This window comes from Actinomadura verrucosospora (assembly GCF_039540335.1).
Taxonomy (GTDB): domain Bacteria; phylum Actinomycetota; class Actinomycetes; order Streptosporangiales; family Streptosporangiaceae; genus Spirillospora; species Spirillospora verrucosospora.
Genome location: NZ_BAABEV010000048.1, coordinates 14,557 through 36,357, shown reverse-complemented (window position 1 = coordinate 36,357; position 21,801 = coordinate 14,557). Strand labels below are relative to the sequence as shown.

The 21,801-nt window shown below is 74.1% G+C and carries 16 protein-coding genes; 5 read left to right on the top strand and 11 right to left on the bottom strand.

The window, feature by feature from the left end; genetic code table 11:
- Positions 1 to 117 precede the first annotated feature (117 nt).
- Positions 118 to 1,863 carry a heparinase II/III domain-containing protein gene (locus ABD944_RS35220; protein ID WP_345184329.1) on the top strand — a complete coding sequence of 582 codons (1,746 nt, stop codon included), beginning with the start codon at positions 118 to 120 and terminating at the stop codon, positions 1,861 to 1,863.
- A 239-nt stretch (positions 1,864 to 2,102) separates the two neighbouring features.
- On the opposite strand, the gene whiA is transcribed toward ABD944_RS35220, so the two are convergent.
- The 4 genes from whiA to uvrC form a co-directional block, all read right to left on the bottom strand.
- Entirely contained in the window at positions 2,103 to 3,083 is a 981-nt protein-coding gene (gene whiA / locus ABD944_RS35215) for a DNA-binding protein WhiA (RefSeq protein ID WP_345184327.1), read from the bottom strand.
- A 61-nt stretch (positions 3,084 to 3,144) separates the two neighbouring features.
- Positions 3,145 to 4,113 (bottom strand): gluconeogenesis factor YvcK family protein, encoded by a 969-nt coding sequence (locus ABD944_RS35210; protein WP_345184325.1) that lies wholly within the window; start codon positions 4,111 to 4,113, stop codon positions 3,145 to 3,147.
- 52 nt (positions 4,114 to 4,165) lie between these two features.
- Positions 4,166 to 5,044, bottom strand: a complete 879-nt coding sequence (gene rapZ / locus ABD944_RS35205; protein WP_345184323.1) for an RNase adapter RapZ — start codon at positions 5,042 to 5,044, stop codon at positions 4,166 to 4,168.
- Positions 5,041 to 7,029: an excinuclease ABC subunit UvrC gene (uvrC, locus tag ABD944_RS35200; protein ID WP_345184320.1), complete on the bottom strand. Its 1,989-nt coding sequence runs from the start codon at positions 7,027 to 7,029 to the stop codon at positions 5,041 to 5,043. The genes rapZ and uvrC overlap by 4 nt, the downstream gene beginning before the upstream one ends.
- Positions 7,030 to 7,197: 168 nt before the next feature.
- On the opposite strand from uvrC, the gene ABD944_RS35195 reads away from it, so the two are divergent.
- On the top strand, positions 7,198 to 8,367 hold the full coding sequence (locus tag ABD944_RS35195; RefSeq protein ID WP_345184318.1) for a mechanosensitive ion channel family protein: 1,170 nt from the start codon (positions 7,198 to 7,200) through the stop codon (positions 8,365 to 8,367).
- On the opposite strand, the gene ABD944_RS35190 is transcribed toward ABD944_RS35195, so the two are convergent.
- The 4 genes from ABD944_RS35190 to ABD944_RS35175 all read right to left on the bottom strand — a co-directional run bounded on the left by ABD944_RS35190 (position 8,354) and on the right by ABD944_RS35175 (position 13,343).
- Positions 8,354 to 8,851, bottom strand: a complete 498-nt coding sequence (locus tag ABD944_RS35190) for a Rieske (2Fe-2S) protein (RefSeq protein ID WP_345184315.1) — start codon at positions 8,849 to 8,851, stop codon at positions 8,354 to 8,356. The genes ABD944_RS35195 and ABD944_RS35190 overlap by 14 nt on opposite strands.
- A gap of 94 nt (positions 8,852 to 8,945) precedes the next feature.
- Entirely contained in the window at positions 8,946 to 9,386 is a 441-nt protein-coding gene (locus tag ABD944_RS35185; protein WP_345184313.1) for a Rieske (2Fe-2S) protein, read from the bottom strand.
- 55 nt (positions 9,387 to 9,441) lie between these two features.
- Entirely contained in the window at positions 9,442 to 12,279 is a 2,838-nt protein-coding gene (gene uvrA, locus ABD944_RS35180; RefSeq protein WP_345184310.1) for an excinuclease ABC subunit UvrA, read from the bottom strand.
- Positions 12,280 to 12,551: 272 nt separating this feature from the next.
- Positions 12,552 to 13,343 (bottom strand): MBL fold metallo-hydrolase, encoded by a 792-nt coding sequence (locus ABD944_RS35175; RefSeq protein ID WP_345184308.1) that lies wholly within the window; start codon positions 13,341 to 13,343, stop codon positions 12,552 to 12,554.
- Between the two features lie 70 nt (positions 13,344 to 13,413).
- On the opposite strand from ABD944_RS35175, the gene ABD944_RS35170 reads away from it, so the two are divergent.
- On the top strand, positions 13,414 to 14,178 hold the full coding sequence (locus ABD944_RS35170; RefSeq protein WP_345184306.1) for a maleylpyruvate isomerase family mycothiol-dependent enzyme: 765 nt from the start codon (positions 13,414 to 13,416) through the stop codon (positions 14,176 to 14,178).
- A 13-nt stretch (positions 14,179 to 14,191) separates the two neighbouring features.
- Here ABD944_RS35170 and ABD944_RS35165 read toward each other — a convergent pair whose 3' ends face one another.
- Both ABD944_RS35165 and ABD944_RS35160 read right to left on the bottom strand, forming a co-directional pair.
- Positions 14,192 to 14,890 (bottom strand): Crp/Fnr family transcriptional regulator, encoded by a 699-nt coding sequence (locus ABD944_RS35165; RefSeq protein WP_345184304.1) that lies wholly within the window; start codon positions 14,888 to 14,890, stop codon positions 14,192 to 14,194.
- Between the two features lie 102 nt (positions 14,891 to 14,992).
- Positions 14,993 to 18,808 carry a tetratricopeptide repeat protein gene (locus ABD944_RS35160; protein WP_345184302.1) on the bottom strand — a complete coding sequence of 1,272 codons (3,816 nt, stop codon included), beginning with the start codon at positions 18,806 to 18,808 and terminating at the stop codon, positions 14,993 to 14,995.
- Between the two features lie 266 nt (positions 18,809 to 19,074).
- On the opposite strand from ABD944_RS35160, the gene ABD944_RS35155 reads away from it, so the two are divergent.
- A complete protein-coding gene (locus tag ABD944_RS35155; RefSeq protein WP_345184300.1) occupies positions 19,075 to 19,740 on the top strand; it encodes an MBL fold metallo-hydrolase in 666 nt (221 codons plus the stop codon).
- A gap of 141 nt (positions 19,741 to 19,881) precedes the next feature.
- Positions 19,882 to 20,415, top strand: coding sequence for an ATP-binding protein (locus ABD944_RS35150; RefSeq protein WP_345184298.1), 534 nt, complete (start codon positions 19,882 to 19,884; stop codon positions 20,413 to 20,415).
- Here the strand turns inward: ABD944_RS35150 and ABD944_RS35145 are convergent.
- Positions 20,408 to 21,679, bottom strand: coding sequence for a hypothetical protein (locus ABD944_RS35145; protein WP_345184295.1), 1,272 nt, complete (start codon positions 21,677 to 21,679; stop codon positions 20,408 to 20,410). The genes ABD944_RS35150 and ABD944_RS35145 overlap by 8 nt on opposite strands.
- Positions 21,680 to 21,801: the final 122 nt, after the last annotated feature.

Below are 21,801 nucleotides of genomic sequence, written 5' to 3'. Positions count from 1 at the left end.
GTGTGTGGTGGGACTGTGGCCCATCGATCAGGGAGAGGCGCCCGCGGGGCGGGTTGCGCCGCGCTCCTGCTGTCGCTGTCGTGCGGCTGCCACGGCGGCGTCCCGTCCGCCGCACCCGTGACCGCGCGTGCCGCGGCGCGGGCGGTCTGCCTCGGCTACAACGGCCTGGACAGGGTCAACCCGGCGGCGCAGGTGCGCGCGGGCCGGTTCGCCACTCCGAAGGTCGCCCCCGTCCGCGTCGCCGACGGGACGGACGTGGACTGGGGCCTGGCCCCGGACGGCAACCGGTCGTGGCAGCTCTGGTTCCATTCCCTCGAATGGCTCGGCGGCCTCATCAGGGAGTACGAGCGGACCGGTGACCGCGCCGCGCTGCGAACGGCCGCGGGCGTCGCCCGGGACTGGCTCGCCGACAACGCCCGCCCCGAGCGGTTCTCCGCGCGCCGGCGCGAGGCGATCGACCAGGCCGCCAAGTTCCGCCTCGCCACCCTCGTCTGCCTCCGCAGGCACCTGGCCGGACGGTGGCTGGACGAGGCCATCGCGGCCCACGCGCGGTGGCTGGCCCGCCCGGAGCACTACTCGGGGCCCTGGAACCACGGGACCGACGAGTCGATGACGCTCATGACGGCGGGCTGCGGCATCGGCCGGGCGGACCTCGCGGAGCTCGGCCACCGGCGCCTGCTCGACGCGGTCCTCGCCCCGCCCGGCGGCGCGCGGCCGGCCGTCGACGACGAGGGCGCCGGGAACGAGCAGTCCGCGCGCTACACCGTCTACAACCGGAGCCGGTGGCGGCTCGCCTTCCGGGTGATGCGCGAGTGCGGCCGTCCCGTCCCCGCCGAACTCGTCCGCCGGCACAAGCTGATGGACGAGTTCATCGCCTTCCAGACCACACCCGGTGGCGACCTGCTCCAGATCGGCGAGTCGGACGCGTCCAGAGCCTCCGACATCGACTCGCCCGGAACGGGCCCGCTCAGATACGTCGCGACGCAGGGCGCGGAAGGCGTCCCGCCGAAGGAGAGGGCGCGCGTCTACCGCGCCGGGTACGTGGTGGGCAGGTCCGGCTGGGGCCGGGACGGCCGCTCCTTCGCCGAGGAGACGGCCTACACGGCGCGCTTCGGACCGGGCCGGTACGCGCACGGGCAGAACGACCACATGGCGCTCACCTTCCATGCGCTCGGCCGCGACATCCTCGTTCCGAGCGGCCACATCGGCTACAGCGACACGACCTGGCGCAGGTGGCTGGCCTCGCCGGAGGCGCACAACACGCTCGTGGTGCGGGGCGCGCCGTTCCGCGAGAACGCGGCGACGGCGCTGGTCGCGCACGAGTTCCGGCGCGGCGCCGACACGTTCCGGTTCTCCGACACCGCCTTCGCCGGGACGGCCCGATTCCGCACGGTGCTCGCGGCCTCCGATCCCGACGCCGTCGCCGTGCTGGACGAGGTGCGCTCCGCCGCCCCCCGCTCCGTCGAGCAGCTCTGGCACCTGCCCGCGGCGTTCACCGCCGTTCCGGCCGGGACCGGCGCCGTCGCCACCGCGGGCCCTGTCCGCGTCCACTTCATCCGGTTACCGCTCCCCGGCACCACAGGCGGACCCGCCACGGTCACCCGAGGCGCCCTGGACCCGCCGCAAGGCTGGATCGCCCCCTCCACCCGCAAGAGACTCCCCGCCCCGGTGGTGACGATTCCCGCCCATGGAAGGACCCGGCAACTTCGCATACTGACCCTGATCGCCCCCGTCCGCGGCGAAGGACCGAGAATCCAGACCCGCACACTCCCGGACGGAACACTCCACGTAGAGGCGACCTTCTCCGCCCACAACCTGACCTTCGAGGCCACCCCCGACGGCGCCCTTCACCGCCTCCCCTGACCGGCATCCACATTTCAGCGCTCTCGGACGTGCCACGCCATGACGCTCTTGGAGTAGACCTGAGCGAGGCCGCGGGCCGGGCGGCCGGAAGGCGCTCTAGCGCCTGGAGGTCGCACGACCCGCCGAGCCGGGCGACCGGAGCGCCACGACGGCAACCCGCACGGGCACGGAAACCAGCACCGTGGCGTGAGGATCGCCCGGCTCGCAACGGGGGTTCCAGGGGGTCGCCCCCCTGGGAATCACTGCGCGAGCATGTCGGCGGTGAGGCTGGCCTCCGTGCCGGGGATGCCCTGGTCGCCGGCGCGCTTGTCGGCCATGGCGAGGAGGCGGCGGATGCGGCCGGCGATGGCGTCCTTGGTGAGGGGCGGGTCGGCGAGCTGGCCGAGCTCCTCCAGGGAGGCCTGCTTGTGCTCCAGGCGGAGGCGTCCGGCGTTGACGAGGTGCTCGGGGGCGTCGTCGCCGAGGATCTCCAGGGCGCGGGCGACGCGGGCGCCGGCGGCGACGGCGGCGCGGGCGGAGCGGCGCAGGTTGGCGTCGTCGAAGTTGGCGAGGCGGTTGGCGGTGGCGCGGACCTCGCGGCGCATCCGGCGCTCCTCCCAGGCCAGGACGCTGTCATGGGCGCCGAGCCGGGTGAGCAGGGCGCTGATCGCGTCGCCGTCGCGGACGACGACGCGGTCGACGCCGCGGACCTCGCGGGCCTTGGCGTGGATCTTCAGGCGGCGGGCGGCGCCGACGAGGGCGAGGGCGGCCTCGGGGCCGGGGCAGGTCACCTCCAGCGACATGGAGCGGCCGGGTTCGGTGAGGGAGCCGTGCGCGAGGAACGCGCCGCGCCAGGCCGACTCGGCGTCGCAGGCGGCGCCGGCGACGACGTGCCGGGGCAGTCCGCGGACGGGCCGGCCGTTGTTGTCGATGAGGCCGGTCTGCCGGGCGAGCGACTCGCCGTCGCGGAAGACGCGCACGACGTAGCGGTTGCCCTTGCGCAGGCCGCTCGGGGCGAGCACGACGACCTCGGAGGTGTGCCCGAACACCTCCGAGATGTCCTTGATCAGCCTCCTCGCCGCCACACCGGTGTCGATCTCGGCCTCGATCACGATGCGGCCGCTGACCAGGTGCAGGCCGCCCGCGAACCGCAGCAGCGTCGAGACCTCGGCCTTGCGGCAGCACGGCTTCAGCACCGTGAGCCTGCTCAGCTCGTCCTTGACCACACCGGTCATCGCCATCTGATGAACCCTCCCCCTATCGGACTTCCAGCAGTGTGGCCGATCCCGGCCGCGCCGGTCGTCACTCGGTGAATATCTGTACGAAGGCTTGGGCCAGACGGGCGGGTTCATGACGCGGCGATCCGTCGTCGGCGGCGACGTCGGCCAGCACGAGACGTCCGCCGAGGTCCTTGACGGCCTTGTCGAGGGCGTCAGGGTCGTCCACGACCCCGCGGTCGGCGAGGACGACGTCCACGCGCAGGTCGGGCGCGTGCGCCTGCAGCACCTCCAGATGGGTCTGCGGCGAGAAGTCGTCGGTCTCGCCGGGCTGCTGCGCGAGGTTCAGCGCGACGACGCGGCGGGCGCGGGAGGTGGTGAGGGCGCGGGCCAGCGCGGGCACCTTCAGGTGCGGCAGGACGCTGGTGAACCACGAGCCGGGGCCGAACACGATCCAGTCGGCGTCGTCGACGGCGGCGAGGGTCTCGGGGCAGGCGGGCGGATCGGCGGGCACCAGGGACACGCCGAGCACGCTGCCGGGCGTCCTGGCGCACGCCACCTGGCCCTTGACATGGGTGATCTCGTCGGGCCTCGCGGGGTCGGCGCCGCGCACCTCGGCGACGATGTCCATCGGGACGGCCGCCATCGGCAGCACGCGGCCGTGCGCGCCGAGCAGCCGGCCGACCCAGTCGAGCCCGGCGACGGTGGAACCCGGTGAGGCGCCGTCGCCGCCGAGCAGCTCCCACAGCGCGACGATGAGCAGGTTGCCGACGGCGTGGCCCTGCAGGTCGCCCTCGTTGCGGAAGCGGTGCTGGACGACGTCCCGCCAGGTCTGGCCCCACTCGTCGTCGCCGCAGAGGGCGGCGAGCGCCATCCGCAGGTCGCCGGGCGGCAGCACGCCGAGCTCGCGGCGCAGCCGGCCGCTGGAACCGCCGTCGTCGGCGACGGTGACGATCGCGGTCAGCCGGTCGGTGACGCGGCGCAGCGCCGACAGCGACGCGTAGAGGCCGTGGCCCCCGCCGAGCGCGACGACCTTCGGGCCGAGGGGCTTCACCGTGCCGTTTCTCTCCTCGTCCGGGACTCCCGCCGGGTCCCGGCGCGGTCCGTCATTCGCGGCCGAGGTCACGATGGGCGACCTGCACCTCGATGCCCTCGTCCCGCAGCCGGGCGGCGATCTGTTCCGCCATGGCAACACTACGGTGTTTTCCACCGGTACATCCCACGGCAAGCGTCACGTAGTGCTTGCCCTCGCGTTCATACCCGTCGGCGAGGAGCCGCAGCACCTCGGCGTAGGCGTCCAGGAACTCCTTGGCGCCGCGCTGCCCGAGGACGTAGTCGCGGACGGCGGCGTCGCGGCCCGTCTTCGGCCGCAGCTCCGGCACCCAGTGCGGGTTCGGCAGGAACCGGCAGTCGACGACGAGGTCGGCGTCGACCGGCAGGCCGTACTTGTAGCCGAACGACACCACGGTGGCGCGCAGGCTGGACTCGCCGCTGTCCGTGCCGAAGAAGCCGATGATCTTGTTGCGCAGCTCGTGCACGTTGAGGCCGCTGGTGTCGATCACCAGGTCGGCCTCGGCGCGGACCTCGCGGACCAGGTCGCGCTCGCGGGCGATGCCGTCCACCAGGCGGCCGTCGCCCTGCAGCGGGTGGGGGCGGCGGACGCTCTCGAACCGGCGCACGAGGTCGGCGTCGCCGGCCTCCAGGAACACCACGCGCGGGTGGACGCCGCGGGCCTCCAGCTCGGCGATCGAGGAGTGCAGGTCGTCCGTGAACGCGCGGCTGCGGACGTCCACGACGACGGCGATGCGCGGCACCGCGTCCTTCACCCGGCCGCCGAGGTCGGCCATCGTGGCCAGCAGCCCGGGCGGCAGGTTGTCGACCACGAACCAGTCGAGGTCCTCGAGCGACTTGGCCGCGGTGCTGCGGCCCGCCCCGGACATGCCGGTGACGATCACGATGTCCGGGATCTTGGTCTCGCTGGTCATCCGCTACTCCCCCTGTGCTCCCCGTCGTCCCCGCCGGGTCCCTCGCCCCCGCCGTCCGGCGGCGCGGCGCCGCCGTGCAGCGCCGCCACGATGCTCTCGGCGCTGCGCATGCCGATTCCCGGGACCTCGGCGACCTGCGCGGGCGTCGCGTCCTTCAGCCGCTTCAGCGACCCGAAGTGCTTCAGCAGCGCCGCGCGGCGCGCCGGACCCAGACCAGGAACGTTATCGAGTTCGCTGACCGTCATGGACCTGGACCGCCGCTGCCGGTGGAAGGTGATGGCGAACCGGTGCGCCTCGTCGCGGACCCGCTGGACGAGGAACATGCCCTCGCTGTTGCGCGGCAGGATCACCGGGTCGCTCTCGCCGGGAAGCCAGAGCTCCTCCAGCCGCTTGGCGATCCCGCACACCGCGATGTCGTCGACGCCGAGCTCGTCGAGGGCGCGCTGCGCGGCCGCGACCTGCGGGGGGCCGCCGTCGACGAGGACCAGGTTGGGCGGGTAGGCGAACTTGCGCGGCCTCCCGGTCTCCGGGTCGATCGGCTGGTGCGCGCCCTCCTCCGGGTCGCCGAGGGAGTCGAGCTCGCCGGTCTTCTCGCTCTCGGCCAGGTAGCGCCTGAACCGTCGGGTGATGACCTCGTGGATGGAGCGGACGTCGTCCTGCCCCTGCACGGCCTTGATCGTGAACCGGCGGTACTCGCTCTTGCGGGCGAGGCCGTCCTCGAACACGACCATGGACGCGACCACGTCGGTGCCCTGCAGGTTGGACACGTCGTAGCACTCGATCCGCAGGGGCGCGTCGTCGAGCTCCAAGGCTTCCTGGAGCTCCTGCAGCGCGCGGCTGCGGGTGGTGAGGTCGGAGGCGCGGCGGGTCTTGTGCTGCTTGAGCGCCTCGTGGGCGTTGCGCGCGACCGTCTCCAGCAGGGTCCGCTTGTCGCCGCGCTGCGGGACGCGCAGCCGGACGGGCCCGCCGCGCTGCTCCGACAGCAGCTCGGTCATGGCCTCCACCTCCGGCGGCAGGGCCGGGACGAAGACCTCACGGGGCACCGACTCGCTCTCGCCGTAGATCTGGATGAGGAAGTGCTCGACCAGGTCGGCGGTGGTGACGTCCTCGACCTTGTCGACGACCCAGCCGCGCTGCCCGCGGATGCGGCCGCCGCGCACGTAGAACACCTGGACGGCCGCCTCCAGCTCGTCCTCGGCGAAGGCGACCATGTCGCAGTCGGTTCGGTCGGGGAGCACGACCGCCTGCTTCTCCAGGGCGCGCTCCAGGGCGCGGATGTCGTCGCGGAGCCGGGCGGCGCGCTCGTACTCCTGGGACGCGGCGGCCTCGCGCATGTCGCGTTCGAGGCGCTTGATGAACCGGGTGGTGTTGCCCGCCATGAAGTCGCAGAAGTCCTCGGCGAGCAGCCGGTGCTCCTCCGGCGAGACGCGGCCGACGCACGGCGCCGAGCACTTGCCGATGTAGCCGAGCAGGCAGGGGCGGTCGAGCTGGTGCTGCCGCTTGAACACGCCGGCGCTGCACGTGCGGACGGGGAACACGCGCAGCAGCTGGTCGACCGTCTCCCGGATCGCCCACGCGTGGGAGTACGGCCCGAAGTAGCGCACGCCCTTGCGTTTGGCGCCCCGCATCACCATCACCCTCGGGAAGTCCTCGTTCAGGGTGACGGCGAGATAGGGATAGGACTTGTCGTCGCGGTAGCGGACGTTGAACCGGGGGTCGAACTCCTTGATCCAGGAGTACTCCAGCTGGAGGGCCTCGACCTCGGTGCCGACCACCGTCCAGTCGACGCGCGCGGCGGTCTGCACCATCGTCTGGGTGCGGGGGTGCAGGGCGGAGAAGTCGGCGAAGTAGGAGTTCAGCCGCGAGCGCAGGTTCTTGGCCTTGCCCACGTAGATGACCCGGCCGTGCTCGTCGCGGAACCGGTACACCCCCGGGGATTCCGGGATGGAGCCGGGTGCGGGTCGGTAGGTCGCCGGATCTGCCACGCTCGAAAGCCTAATGGGCGGCACCGACACGCCGTGCCCCGCGCCGCCGGAGGCCCCCGCCGATCCGGAGGGTGACGTAGATCTCTCCCCTCCGCCCGGATGTTCGCAAACCATGCGGAAAGGGAGGGTCAAACGGTTCCGCGGATCCGGAAGGGGGTCGTTGCGCACGTGTCCACGCTCTGGGCTTGGATCGTCCTGGCCGCCGTCGTCGGCACGTCCGTGATCGTCGTGGAGGGGGGCCGCCGGCTCGTCGCGGGCCGGCTGTCGCACCGCTGGCCCGGCGCCGGACGGGTCGCCCGGCGCTGCACCGCGCCCGCCTTCGCGTTCGCGGTGGTGGTGAGCTCCAGCACCGCGATGCCGTACCAGTTCATCGGCGGGCACGCCGAGGACGTGGTCCGGCACGCGATGCGGATCGCGGCGATCGGCGCCTCCACGTGGCTGGTGCTGCGGATCGGGTACGCGCTGAGCGACCCGCCGCTGACGCGGCTGATGCGGATCGAGGGCGAGCGCAACCGGCGGGCGCGGCGGGCCCGCACCCAGATGCTGCTGCTGCGCCGCATCGCCGCCGTCATCATCGTGGTGCTCGCCGTCGGAGCGGCGCTGTTCACCTTCCCCGCCGTGCGGGCGGTCGGGGCGGGGGTGCTGGCCTCGGCGGGCGTCGCCGGCCTGGTGGTCGGCATCGCGGCCCGGCCCACCCTCGGCAACCTGCTCGCCGGGCTGCAGCTGGCGTTCAGCGACGCGCTGCGGCTGGACGACGTCGTCGTCACGCAGGGCATCTGGGGCCGGGTCGAGGAGCTGACGCTGTCCTACGTCGTCCTGCAGCTCTGGGACGACCGGCGCATGATCTTCCCGGTGTCGCACTTCACCGAGCAGCCGTTCGAGAACTGGACGCGGCACTCCAGCCGTCTGCTCGGCTCGGTCGAGCTGCACGTGGACTGGACGGTCCCGGTCGAGGACCTGCGCGCCGAGCTGTACTCGGCGCTGAAGGACAACCCGCTGTGGGACCAGCGGGAGTGGATGCTTCAGGTGGTGGACGTGCTGCCGAGCGGCCTCGTCACGGTGCGCGCGCTGATGAGCGCCGCCGACTCGGCGAGCACCTGGGACCTGCGCTGCGACGTGCGCGAGCACCTGGTCTCCTACATCCGCGACCGCCACCCGGAGGCCCTCCCCCGGCTCCGCATCGGCCCCGAGCCGGTCGCGGACGGCGCCGAGGCGGGGGCCGGCGACCCGCCCCCGGCCACCGAGGAGGAGGTGGCGGAGGGGCGGCACGCCGACGGCGCGCGGGCCGTCCCCCGCGAGGACGGCCCGGCGCGCGCGAAGTCGCTCAGGCGAGCATGATCTTTCCGCCCTGGACGGTGACCTTCTTCGCCGCCAGGGGCTCGTCGGCGGGCGGGCTCGCCACCGAGCCATCCGTGATCTTGAATTTGCTGCCGTGGCAGTGGCAGTTGATCGTGCCCCCGGACACCGATCCGACGCCGCATCCCCGGTGGGTGCAGGTCGCGGAGAACGCCGTGAACTCGCCCTGGCGGGGCTGGCAGACGACGACCTTGGCGTCCTCGAACACCTTGCCGCCGCCGACGGGGATCTCGCCCACCGAGGCCAGAGCCGCGCCCGATCCGCCCTCGGAGCCGGCGCCCCCGGAGCCGGCTCCGCCCCCGTCGTCGCCCGACCCGCCGCACGCCGCCGCCAGCCCGGCCACGCCCGCGAGTCCGGCGCCGATGAGCAGCCCCCTGCGGGTGCCGCCCGCGGCGCCGTCCCCCGGCGCGCCCTCCCCTGGCGCGAGCTCCGTTCCGTCCGCCTGCGTCTCGGACCTGTGTGGCATCCTCGCCCCTCCGGTGACCTCTGTCGGTTCCTGTCCGTCACCGGGAATCACGGATCCGCGAGCGCGCCGGTTCAACGCGGGCCCGACTCGATGATCAGGTGACGACGATGCCGCCGCCCTCGACCCGCACGGGGTACTCCTTGAGGGGCTCCTTCGCCGGACCGCGCTGCACCGAGCCGTCGGCGATCCTGAACTCGCTGCCGTGGCAGTGGCACTTGATCAGCCCGTTCGAGACCCCGCCGACCGTGCAGCCCTGATGGGTGCACACCGCCGTGAACGCCTTGTAGGCGCCCTGGCTCGGCTGGGTCACCACGACCTTCTCGTCGCCGTAGACCTTGCCGCCGCCGACCGGGATGTCGGCGGCCTTCGCGACCTGCTTGCCCTTGAGGTCCGCGGCGGGCGTGGCCCCGCCGCCGGACGCGCAGCCCGCGAGGGCCGCGGCGCCGAGCGCCCCCGTCCCGCACAGCACCGCACGCCGGCCGACTCCCCCGCTCCCGGCGGCCTCGGCGGCCCCGGGCGTCACTTCGTCTTCCATGGCTCCATCCTGGTCGACGGCCTCACCCGTCCCGCACCGGCCCGCCTCCGGGACCTCAGGCGAGGAGCTTCTTGAGGAACTGGCCGGTGTGGCTGGCCTCGACCTCGGCGACCTTCTCGGGGGTGCCGGTCGCGACGACCGTGCCGCCCCGCGAGCCGCCCTCGGGGCCCATGTCGATGATCCAGTCGGCGGTCTTGATGACGTCGAGGTTGTGCTCGATGACCAGGACCGTGTTGCCCTTGTCGACCAGGCCGTTCAGCACGCCGAGGAGCTTGCGGATGTCCTCGAAGTGCAGGCCGGTGGTCGGCTCGTCGAGCACGTAGATGGTGCGGCCGGTGGAGCGCTTCTGCAGCTCGGAGGCCAGCTTGACGCGCTGCGCCTCGCCGCCCGACAGGGTCGGGGCGGGCTGGCCGAGCCGGACGTAGCCGAGGCCGACGTCGTTCAGCGTCTTCAGGTGCCGGTGGATCGCCGTGATCGGCTCGAAGAACTCCGTGGCCTGCTCGATCGGCATGTCGAGCACCTCGGAGATCGTCTTGCCCTTGTAGTGGACCTCCAGGGTCTCCCGGTTGTAGCGGGCGCCGTGGCAGACCTCGCACGGGACGTAGACGTCCGGCAGGAAGTTCATCTCGATCTTGATGGTGCCGTCGCCGGAGCAGTTCTCGCAGCGGCCGCCCTTGACGTTGAAGGAGAACCGGCCGGGCTGGTAGCCGCGCACCTTCGCCTCGGTGGTCTGCGCGAACAGCTTGCGGATGTGGTCGAACACGCCGGTGTAGGTCGCCGGGTTGGACCGCGGGGTGCGGCCGATCGGCGACTGGTCGACGTGCACGACCTTGTCGAGCTGGTCGACGCCGTTGACGCGCTTGTGCTTGCCGGGGACGGTCTTCGCGCCGTTCAGCTTCTTCGCCAGCGAGTTGTAGAGGATGTCGTTGACCAGCGTCGACTTGCCGGACCCCGACACACCGGTGACCGCGGTGAGGACGCCGAGCGGGAACGCGACGTCGACGTCGCGCAGGTTGTTCTGCTGCGCGCCCTTGACGGTGACCTCGCGGCCCCGGGTGCGGGGCCGCCGGATCTGCGGGACGGCGATCTCGCGGCGGCCGTCCAGGTAGGCGCCGGTGAGGGAGCGCTCGGACTTCTTCAGGTCCTCGACCGTGCCGGAGACGACGATCTCGCCGCCGTGCTCGCCCGCGCGCGGGCCGATGTCGACGATCCAGTCGGCGGCGGCGATGGTGTCCTCGTCGTGCTCGACGACGATCAGGGTGTTGCCCATGTCGCGCAGCCGGAGCAGCGTCTCCAGCAGCCGGTGGTTGTCGCGCTGGTGCAGGCCGATCGACGGCTCGTCGAGCACGTACAGGACGCCGACCAGGCCCGAGCCGATCTGCGTCGCCAGCCGGATGCGCTGGGCCTCCCCGCCGGCGAGCGTGGCGGACGCCCGGTCGAGGGTCAGGTAGTCGAGGCCGACGTCCAGCAGGAAGCCGAGCCGGGCGTTGATCTCCTTGAGGACGCGTTCGGCGATGTGCGTCTCGCGCTCGTTCAGTTCGAGCGCGAGCAGGAACTTCGCGGCCTCGCCGATCGGCATCGCGGCGACCTCGGCGATCGACATCCCGCCCATGGTGACGGCCAGCACGACCGGCTTCAGCCGGGCGCCCTCGCACGTCGGGCACGGGATCTCGCGCATGTAGCCCTCGAAGCGCTCCCGGCTGGAGTCGCTCTCGGACTCGGCGTGGCGCCGCTGGATGTAGGGGACGACGCCCTCGTAGGCCGTGTAGTACGACCTCGTGCGGCCGTAGCGGTTCTTGTAACGGACGTGGACCTGCGTCTCGTGCCCGTTGAGGATCGCCTTGCGCGCCTTGGCGGGCAGCCGGTCCCACGGCGTGTTCAGGTCGAAGCCCATCGCGTCGCCCAGCGCCGACAGCAGCCGCAGGAAGTAGTCGCTGACGTGCCCGCCCGACCACGGCTGGATCGCGCCCTCGCCGAGCGAGAGCTCCCCGTCGGGGACGACGAGCTCGGCGTCGACCTCCATGCGCGTCCCGAGGCCGGTGCAGTCGGGGCAGGCGCCGTACGGCGAGTTGAACGAGAACGAGCGCGGCTCCAGCTCCTCGAACGACAGGTCGTCGTAGGGGCAGTAGAGGTGCTCGGAGTACATCCGGGTGCGGTGCTCGTCGTCCTCGGGCAGGTCGACGAAGTCGAGGACGATCGTACCGCCCGCCAGGCCGAGCGCCGTCTCGACCGAGTCGGCGAGCCGCTGCCGGGCGGAGTCCTTCACCGAGAGCCGGTCGACCACGACGGAGATGTCGTGCTTCTCCTGCTTCTTGAGCTGGGGCGGCTCGTCCAGGCGGATCATCTGCCCGTCGACCAGCGCCCGCGAGTAGCCCTTGGACTGGAGTTCGCGGAACAGCTCCAGGTACTCGCCCTTGCGGCCGCGGATCACCGGCGCCAGCACCTGGAACCGGGCGCCCTGCTCCAGTTCCAGCACCCGGTCGACGATCTGCTGCGGCGCCTGCCGGCTGATCGGCCGGCCGCACTCGGGGCAGTGCGGGTGCCCGATCCGGGCGTAGAGCAGCCGCAGGTAGTCGTACACCTCGGTGATCGTCCCGACCGTGGACCGGGGGTTCTTGCTGGTGGACTTCTGGTCGATCGAGACCGCCGGGGAGAGCCCCTCGATGAAGTCGACGTCGGGCTTGTCCATCTGCCCGAGGAACTGCCGGGCGTAGGCCGACAGCGACTCGACGTACCGGCGCTGCCCCTCGGCGAAGATCGTGTCGAAGGCCAGGCTGGACTTCCCGGAACCCGACAGACCGGTGAACACGATCATGGAGTCCCGCGGGAGGTCGAGCGAGACGTCCTTCAGGTTGTGCTCGCGTGCTCCACGCACGATGAGTCGGTCATGCACGTTCTTCCGGTTCCTCTTCTGGGCGCGGCGATCTGCGTATACGGCTCGGTATCAAGGCTAGCCACGGGGAGCGACAGGCTCCCCCGGCTTCTCAACAGCGGCGCTCGCCGCTGCATTTCATGACGCTACCCGGCCGGTCCGAGCGGTCGGGACGGCACCATCGCACCGTACACGTGTTCGAACGCCGCCCGCCACCGGAACGCCGTCAGGGCGCGGCGCCCCCTTCCGACCACCCGGAACGCGCTTCGCGCGCGGTCGCGGCGGGACCGCGGTCACTCGTCGTCGAGGGCGTGGGAGAGGTAGCGCTCGGCGGAGCGGCGGACGGCCTCCTTCCCGCCGCTGTAGACGATCTTCTTCCACCAGGCGCCGTAGACGCGGTCGAAGTCGTAGGGCTCCAGGAGGCGCAGGGCGCGGCGGACCGTGCGGGGGCGCTCGGGGATGTAGTTCGGGTAGGAGTACATGAAGCTCACCCAGTCGCGGTCGTCGACGACCTGCACGATGTCGCCCGAGAAGAGGGCGCGGGCGTCGCGCCAGTGCAGGACCTGGCCGCCCGCGAAGTGGACGCCCGCGTTGATCAGCGTGAGGCCGTCGGCCAGTTCGAGGGTGTCGCCCGACCAGAAGGCGACCGCGTCGTCCGGGCGGGCCACCCAGCTGCGGTCGGCCTCGTGGACGTACACGGGCGCGTCGAACGCCCGCGCCCACTCGATCATGGTGCCGTAGTAGTGCGGATGGCTGATCGCGATCGCGGAGACGCCGCCGAGGTCGTTCACCCGGCGGACCAGCTCGTCGTCGATGTGAGTGACCATGTCCCACAGGACGTTGCCGGACGGGGCGCGCAGGAGGAGGGCGCGCTGGCCGATGGCGATGGACGGCTCGGCGCCGATACCGACGACGCCCGGGCCCTCCTCGGCGACGCGGCCGCGGTGGCCGGCGCGCAGTTCCTCCAGGGTCGTCCACCGCTGGCCCTCCCAGCCGACGTACTGCCGCTCGTCCTCGCAGATCGGGCAGTCGGGGCGGGGCCCGGCGTACTGGACGCCGCAGGTGACGCAGATCGGAAACTCCATGATCACCATTGTCTGGCGCGGGCCGGGCTCGTGCGACAGGATGGAGGGTCCTTTTCGCCGAGGAGGGGTCATGGACTGGCGCGACGTGATCGACGAGCTGGACGCGGGCGTGGAGCGGATCGCCGCCACGCTGGAGGGGCTGTCCCCCGGCGACCTGCGGGGCGCGTCGGGGCTGCCGGGGTGGAGCCGCGGGCACGTGGCGACGCACATCGCGCGCAACGCCGACTCCCTGTGGAACCTGCTCGAAGGGGCGCGCACGGGGACGGAGGTCCCGCAGTACCCGAGCCTGGAGCGGCGCGACGCCGACATCGCCGCGGGCGCCGGCCGCTCCCGCGACGAGCTGGTCGCCGACGTCCGGGCGACGCAGGCGCGGTTCTCCGAGCAGGCCCGGTCGCTGCCCGCGAGCGCGGCGGAGGCTCCGGTGCGGGCGATGGCGGGCTGGCCCCATCCCGCCTGGTACACGGTGTTCCGCCGCTGGAACGAGGTGGAGGCCCACCACGCCGACCTGGCCGCCGGGTACGGCCCGGCCGACTGGCCGGAGCCCTACGTCCGCTGGTCCGCGGCGGCCACGCTGGCGGACCTGGCGGCGCTGCCGGACCGGCTCCTCGGGGAGCCGGCCGGGCTGCGGATCACCGCGACCGACTCCGGCGAGACCGCCGACCTCGGCTGGACGCCCGGCGGCCCGGAGGCGTCCGGCTCCGGGCGGGCGCTGCTGGGCTGGCTGAGCGGACGGTCCGACGGCGCGGGCGTGCACCTCCGCCCGGACGGTCCGCTGCCCGTGCCGCCGCCCTGGCCGTACGAGCCCTCCCGGTTCCGCGAGGAGGCGGGCTTCTGAGCGGGCCGGGGGACTAGGGGAGGTCGTCGCCCGCGAGCCGGTGCAGGGCGTCCGCGGAACGGACGGCGATCGCGCTCCGGGCGACGGTCACGCGGCCGCGCACGGGCTCGGCCGCGAGGATCTGCGCGACCTTGCGGCGGCCCATCCCGGCCCAGCGGCCGAGGTCCTGCTGGGTGACCGGGACCTGGACGACGACGCCCTCCTCGATCACGCCGTCCGGGCGCTCCCGCTTGACCGGGGAGCCGAACCGCGCCGCCAGGCGCAGGAGGCGGCCGGCGAGGCGGCGCTCGGGGTCGTCGGGGAAGTGCGCGACGCGCAGCTCGTTGGCGTCGCGGAGCCGTTCGGCGAGGACGGCGGCGACCGCCCACACCGAGCCGGGCTGGGCGTCCAGGACGCCGCGGAAGCGCGCGGCGGGCAGCACGATGGCCTCGACCCGCGTCAGCGCCTCGGCGTTGGCGTGCCGGACCCCGCCGTCCACCGCCTCCAGCTCCCCCACCAGGTCGCCGGGGCCGAGGACGTCGAGGATGGCGGTCTCGCCGTCCCGGTCGACCCAGACCTTCACCGCCCCGGACCGCAGGACGAAGACCTGGGCCGCGCGGGTGTGCTCGCGCGTCAGGAACGCGCCGGGCCTGATCACCACCGGCGCGCCCGCCCGCCGCAGGGCCTCCTGGGCGCGGGGGGTCAGCGCGTCCCAGAACCGGGGGGTCTGCATCTCGCCTCCTCACCGGACCCGGATCCGGCCGGGCCCCGGCTTCATGATCGCTTGCTCGCGGTCCAGTGAACGCGCCCCGGGGCCGGCCGACCAGGTCGCCGGTCACATCTCGGGCGGTCTTTCCGGGGCGAGCAGGCCGTCCAGGGCGCGGACGCGGCGGGCGCAGTCCGCGGCTGCCGCGTGGTCGCCGAGGGCCAGGCGGGAGTCGCGCAGCCGTTCCAGCGCCCGCCGCAGCCCCCGCTGGTCGTCGGTCTCGCGGCGGATGGCGATCTCGGCGGTGACGTGCTCCACCGCGCGGTCGTGCTCGCCGGTCAGCTGGGACGCGCGGGCCATGCTGTGCAGGGCGTGGGCCTGCTCGCGGGTGGCGCCGAGCTCGGCGGCGAGGTCGAGGGCGCGCCGCCCGGTGGCGAGGGCGTCGCCGGCGCGGCCGAGGTCGAGGTGGATGGCGGCGAGGTGGCCGAGGCCGACGGCCTCGCTGTGCCGGTCGCCGACCTCGCCGAGGATGCGCAGGGCCTCCAGCTCCCGCTCCAGGGCCTCCTCGGGGCGGCCGGCGCGGCGCAGCACGGCGGCGAGGGTGTCCATGCCGACGCCGAGGCCGTACCAGTCGCCGCCCGACTCGCGGATGCCGAGCGCCTGCCGGGCGGCGCGCTCGGCCTCCTCGGGCAGGCCGAGCCGCGCGTAGGTGCGGGCCAGGCTGCCGAGCGTCCCGGCCATGCCGCCCCGCGCGCCGAGCCGGTGCCACAGGTCCAGGGCCTCCAGGCCGAGGACGAACGCCTCCTGGTGGCGGCCGAGGCGCCGCATCACCACCGACAGGTGCTCCAGGTCGTTGGCCTCGCCGTGCTGGTCGCCGATCTCGCGGCGGATCTCCAGCGCGCGCAGGAGGTGCTCGCGCGCCTCGCGGTACCGTCCGAGGCGCCAGTGGACGATCCCGATCTGCGCGAGCGCCTCGGCCTCGCCGTGCCGGTCGCTGGTCTCGCGGTGCAGCCGCAGCGCCTGCCCGCAGTAGGTGAACGCCTCGGCGAACCGCGTCGCCTCGCACATGAGCATGCCGAGCGTGGCCAGCGCGCGCGCCTCCCCGTGGCGGGCGCCGAGGGCGCGGTAGGTGCGCAGCGCCTGCTCGGCGTCCTGCTGCGCCAGGTCGCGCAGGCCGAGCGCGGCGTTCATCCGCGCGAGCTCGGTCAGCGCCTGCGCGGCGCCGTGCATGTCGGCGAGTTCCTGGCGGATGGCGAGCGCTTCCAGAGCGTGCGAGACCGCGCCGTGGACGTTGCCTTGGCGGCGGTGGACCTGGGCCACGGTGAGCAGGGTCTCCGCCACGCCGGGTTGGTCGTGGGTCCGGCGGCGGACGTCGAGCGCCCTGGCGGCGTGGTCCAGAGCCGTCTCGTAGTCGCCGAGGCCCAGGTGCGCCCGGGCCAGGATGTCGTGGCCCTTGGCCGTTCCAGCGTCGTCTCGCAGTTCCCCGTGGACGGCGAGGGAGCGCCGGGCGTGGTCGATCGCCGTCAGGTAGCGGCCCAGCGCCACGTGGACGTCGGCCAGGGTGGCCAGGGTGGCGGCCTGCCCGTAGCGGTCGGGCGGGTCGGCGGCCCGGAACCCGCGCCGCGCGTCCTCGCCGTAGCCGATGGCCTGGACGGAGTCGCCCAGCTCGAAGTGCGCCATCGCCAGGTTGTGGAGCATGACGGCGGCGGCCGCCCAGTCCTCCTCGGTGCGGGCGGCGTGCAGGCCCACCTGGTGGACGGCGATGCTGTCCTCGCTGTAGCGGCGGAACTCCTGGAAGTCGAACAGCGCGTCGGCGAGCTCCCAGCACGTGCGGTGCAGGCCGAGCCGGGCGGCCTGGTGCACCGCGGCGACCAGGTTGCGGCGCTCGGCCTCGAACCAGGCGAGTCCGGCCGCGCGCTCCGCGGCGGTGGACGGACGCCCGTGCGCCTCCCCCGGATGCGTCCGGGGACGGGACCGCGCCGCCATGGCGTGGCCCGCGCGGCGCGCCTCGGCGAGGTAGCCGGCCAGGAGCCGCCGCTGCGCCGCCTGGAGCTCGCCGTCGGAGTCCTCGCGCAGCCCCCGTTCGCGGGCGAAGTCGCGCAGCAGGTCGTGCATCCGGTAGCGGTCGGGCCCCACGTCGTGCACCAGGTAGGCCTGGCGCAGGCCCTCCAGGCATTCGCGCGCGTCGCCGACCGTGCCGTCCAGCAGGGCGGCGAGGGCGGTGGGCGTGAAGTCGGGGCCGGTGACCAGGCCGAGCCTGCGGAACGCCTCGCGCTGCCCGCGGCGCAGGCTCCGGTAGGCGACGTCGAACGTCGGGCTGAGGACGGCCAGCAGCGCCGTCCCGGACGTTCCGGGCGCCGCGCCGTCGCCCAGGCCCGCCCCCGCGAGGCCCGGCCCGTACGGCGCGGCGTCCCGGACGTCCCGGGCCGCCAGTTCCCGGACGGTCCCGGCGATCGACTCGCCGGGGTTCTCGGCGAGCCGCCCGGCCATGACGCCGAGCGCGAGCGGCAGGTGGCCGCATTCGCGGGCGAGCCGCTCGACCGCCTTGTCCTCCTCCCTGAGGCGGGGGTCGCCCGCGCCGAGGACGTTGGAGATGAGGTCCACGGCCTCCTGCGTCGCCATCTCCCGCAGTTCCAGGGTCCGGACGTCGGCGCCTTCGAGCAGGGCCGGCAGCCGCCGCCGGCTCGTCACGACCACCAGCCCCGAGGCCATCGCCGCCAGCAGCGGCCTGATCTGCTCGGGCCGGGCGGCGTTGTCCAGGATCAGCAGCATCCGCCGGTCGCCGAGCAGGGACCGGCACTGCGCCGCCAGCTCCGCCTCCGTCCTCGGGACCTGGTCGCCGGGCACGCCCGCCGCGCGCAGCACCTGCCCCATCGCCTCCGCCGGGGTGACGGAGCTGCGGGACGTGCCGCGCAGGTCGGCGAACAGGACGCCGTCGGGGAAGCGGTCGAGGACCCGGTGCGCCCAGTGGAGCGCCAGCGTGGTCTTGCCGACGCCCGCCATGCCCTGGACCACTACGGCGCGCGGCCACACGGACTGGCCGACCAGCAGGTCGAGCTTGCCGAGGCTGACCGCGCGTCCGGCGAAGTAGGGGTCGTCGGCGGGGAGGCGGACGGCGGGCGGCCGGGCCGGCGCCGCCAGGCGCACCGGTTCGCGCGCCGCGATCCCGGCGCCGCCGTCCGGCTCCCGGGCCCGCTCGGGCGCCCGCTCGGGCTCGGCGGCCGGCCAGTCGTCGCCCCAGGGGCTCGCGGCGCGGCGGAGCCGTTCGACGTCGAGGACGGTCAGCGGGCGGGCCCGCCGGTCGAGGATGCCCTTGGCCCGCCACGTCCGGAACCAGCGCACCAGCGTCTCGCGGGAGATCCCCGCCCAGTTGGCCAGCTCCGCCTGGCTGAGCCGCAGGGGGATCCGCGTGCCCTGGCCGGGAGCGGGCTCGCCGAACCGGTGCGCCAGCTCCAGCAGGTGGTAGGCGAGCCGCTGCGGGTGGTCCGCGGCCCGCACGGCGTGCCGGCGGCCGCCGTAGGTGACGCTCTCGGAGACGGCGTGCATCATCGCCTCGGCGACCTGCGGGCTCGCCGCCAGCAGGCTGCGGAACTTGCCGCGGTCCACGCGCAGCGCCGTGACGTGGTCCAGCGCGGCGACCGTGGCGCGCTGCGGATGCCCCCACGGGCCGAGGACTCCGACCAGGTCGCCCGCCCCGAACAGGTCGATGATCGACTCGTCGCCGTCGCTGGAGTCCACGAACTCCTTGGCGACCGCGTTGCTCGCGGCCCGCGGCGACGCCTTGAACACCACGTAGACGGCCGGCGCGACCGTCCCCTGGTGGCACAGCATGCCGCCGGGCGGGATGTCGGCGCGCCGTCCCATGGCGCGCAGGGCCTGCCGGTCGGTGGGGGCCAGTCGCTCCCAGAAGCTGCCCGGCCGGACGCCCGGCCCGTCGCCGATCATCCGGTCGCCCTCCCGCCGCGGCGCGCCCCCGGCGGCGTCCCGCGCTGCCGCGCGGGACGGAACGCGGTCGTCACCGCCTCACCGCCCTTCCGGGGTCGGACCTGATCTTCCGGTTCCCATGGTGCGGGGAGAAGGCGGGAAAGTCCGTCCGGCGGCGCACGGTTCGGCTGCGTCTGGTGACTCATTCCAGGCGCGCACCCCGAGCGCGGGTGATCGCGGGAGCCGATGATGGAAGATGGTCTTCGAACGAACGACGGGGAGGACGCATGACCTACACCGGTAACGTCGAGGCGGGCGGGCGTCCGGACGTCCGGGAGCTGCCCGGGCTGCGGGTGACGAAGGTGGCGGTCGGCCCGTACGACAACAACGCCTACCTGCTGCGGTGCACCGCGACCGGCGAGCAGCTGCTGATCGACGCGGCCAACGAGGCGCCCCGGCTGCTGGAGCTGATCGGGGACGGCCCCCTCGCGCGGATCGTCACCACGCACCGCCACGAGGACCACTGGATGGCGCTGAGCGAGGTGGCGCGGGCCACCGGCGCGCCGGTCGTCGCCCATCCGCGCGACGCCGGGCCCCTCCCCGAGCCGGTCGCCGAGCCGGTGGAGCACGGCGACACCGTCGCGGTCGGGCAGGCGTCCCTCGACGTCATCCACCTGCGCGGCCACACGCCCGGCTCGATCGCGCTCCTCTACGACGCCGGCGGCGAGCTGGCCGACCGCCCGCACCTGTTCACCGGCGACAGCCTGTTCCCCGGCGGCGTCGGCAACACCTGGGGCGACCCGACGCGCTTCCGGCAGCTGCTCGCGGACGTGGAGGAGCGCGTCTTCGACCGCCTCCCCGACGCCACCTGGTTCTACCCGGGGCACGGCAAGGACTCGACGCTCGGCCGGGAGCGCCCCTCGCTCCCGGAGTGGCGCGCCCGCGGCTGGTGACGCTCGCGGCTCGGCCGGAACAAGTGGCGGGGGACGTTCGTTTGCCCCAACACACTTCCGGCCCGAGACCAGGAGTCGACCATCCCCCCACCTCACGAGGCGGATCCGGGACCCGCGCTGCGCTACCCGGCGGGTTCGCTGGTGCTCGTCGCCGGCCTGCCCGGCTCCGGTAAGAGCACGCTGCTCAACCGCCTGTACGGGCTGCGCGGCGACGAGACGGCCCCGGTGCGCGCCGGGGACGTCCGGGTGATCGACTCGCGCCAGTCGCGCAACTGGTGGGCGCGGTTCCTCGGGCCGCTGCCCGTCCGGCTGCGGACCCCGATCGTCCAGAGCACCCACGTCTGGCGCATCGGCCGCGCGATCGTCGCCGGGCACGGCGTCGTCGCCCACACGCGCGGCACCTGGCCGCACATCCTGCACGGCTTCGCCTGGCTGGCGCGCCGCCGCGGCGGGCGGCTGCACCTGATCCTCATCGACGTCGCGCCGGAGACCGCCCGCGCCGGCCAGTACGCGCGCGGCCGCGTCGTCGCCGCCGCCCTCTGGACGCGCCACTGCCGCCGCTGGCGCCCCCTGATCGCCCGAGCCCGCAGCGGCGCCCCCCTGCCGCCCGCGGCCGGCGTCACCGTCCTCGACCGCGACGCCGCCGACAAGCTGCAGGCCATCCACTTCAGCTGAGCTCGCCGAACCAGCGCACGATCCGGGCGGTGCCCGCGAGGTTGGAGCCGAGGTGGCGGGAGCCGCCGTAGAGCCGGTCGCCCACCTCGACGACGGGCACGGCGGCGCCGCGGTCCCGGAACCGCGCCGCGCAGTGGTCGGTGTTGGCGGTGACCGCCTGCTCGTCCCCGGCCATCGCGTAGAGGCGGACCGGGACGCGCGGGGTCCAGGCCGTGCAGACCTCCGCGTCCACGCGCAGGGCCTCGGCGAACGATCCGGAGGGGTGGTGCAGCAGCGCGAGGCCGCGCGGGGTGAGGATTGCGCCCAGCGTGTCCGGGAGGCCGTCGAGCATGACGCGCCCGGGCGTCGTGCCGTCGAAGTACTTCTCGACGCGTGCGGCATAGGGCTCGCGGAACAGCTCCGAGGGGTCCTCGTAGATGCCTCCGTGGACGCGGTTCCAGGAGGTGAGCAGGTACGACGTGTACGCGACCGCCATCTTCGGAGCGATGTCCCCGCGCAGCAGGGCGGGCAGTTCCGCGCCCCGGAAGTCGTAGGCGCCGCTGATCGGGGCCACCGCGCGCAGGCGGAAGTGCGGGTCGGCGCCGCCCTGCAGCGCCCGGGCGAGGCCGAGCGCGGACGAGGCGCCCTGCGAGAAGCCGGTGACGAAGACCCGGCCGTCGAGGACGCGCCCCGCCCGCGGGGCGAAGTGACGCGCCGCGCGGAGCATGTCGAGGGACGCGCTCGTCTCGGACGGCACGTCCTTCCACGGATGGACTCCGGGTCCGAGACCCAGGCCGAGGTAATCGGGCGCGACCGCCGCGAACCCGGCCGCGGCGTAGGTGACGGCCGCTCCGGGCCCCCAGACGTCGTCCGCCGTCGAGGGGGCGTCGGGCTTGTAGCTCATGGTGCCGTGCGTGTACGAGACCGTCGCGAGGCGGCGGTCGCGGCTGCGCGGCAGCACGACCAGGCCGCTGGCGGTCGTCGCGCGGCCCCGGGCGTCGACCGTCCGGTAGACGAGCCGGTAGGTGTCGACGCCGTGGCGGACGGACGCGGTGTCGAAGTCCTCGGACGCGAGCCAGGCCCGGACCTGGTCGGCCGACATGGCGGCGAGGTGGGTGGCGGAGACCAGACGGCCTCGTGCGGCGTTCGGCTGGGCGACGGGCGCCGCCCGGTGCTCGGCGGTCGGGCGCTCGAACACCCCGGCGGACGCGGCGGAGACGCCGGCGGCCGTGATCGCGGCGGCGGCGAGCGTCCCGGCGGTGAGGCGGGTGAGGGTGCTTGTCATGGCGGCGAGCATCGCGCCCGGCCGCCCGGGTCCGCGTCGCCCCCGCAGGTGATCTCGTGCCCGCTACCTGAGAGGGTCCCCCGGCCGGATGGGGAGGAGGGGGGGCGGGCGGGGGCGTGGGT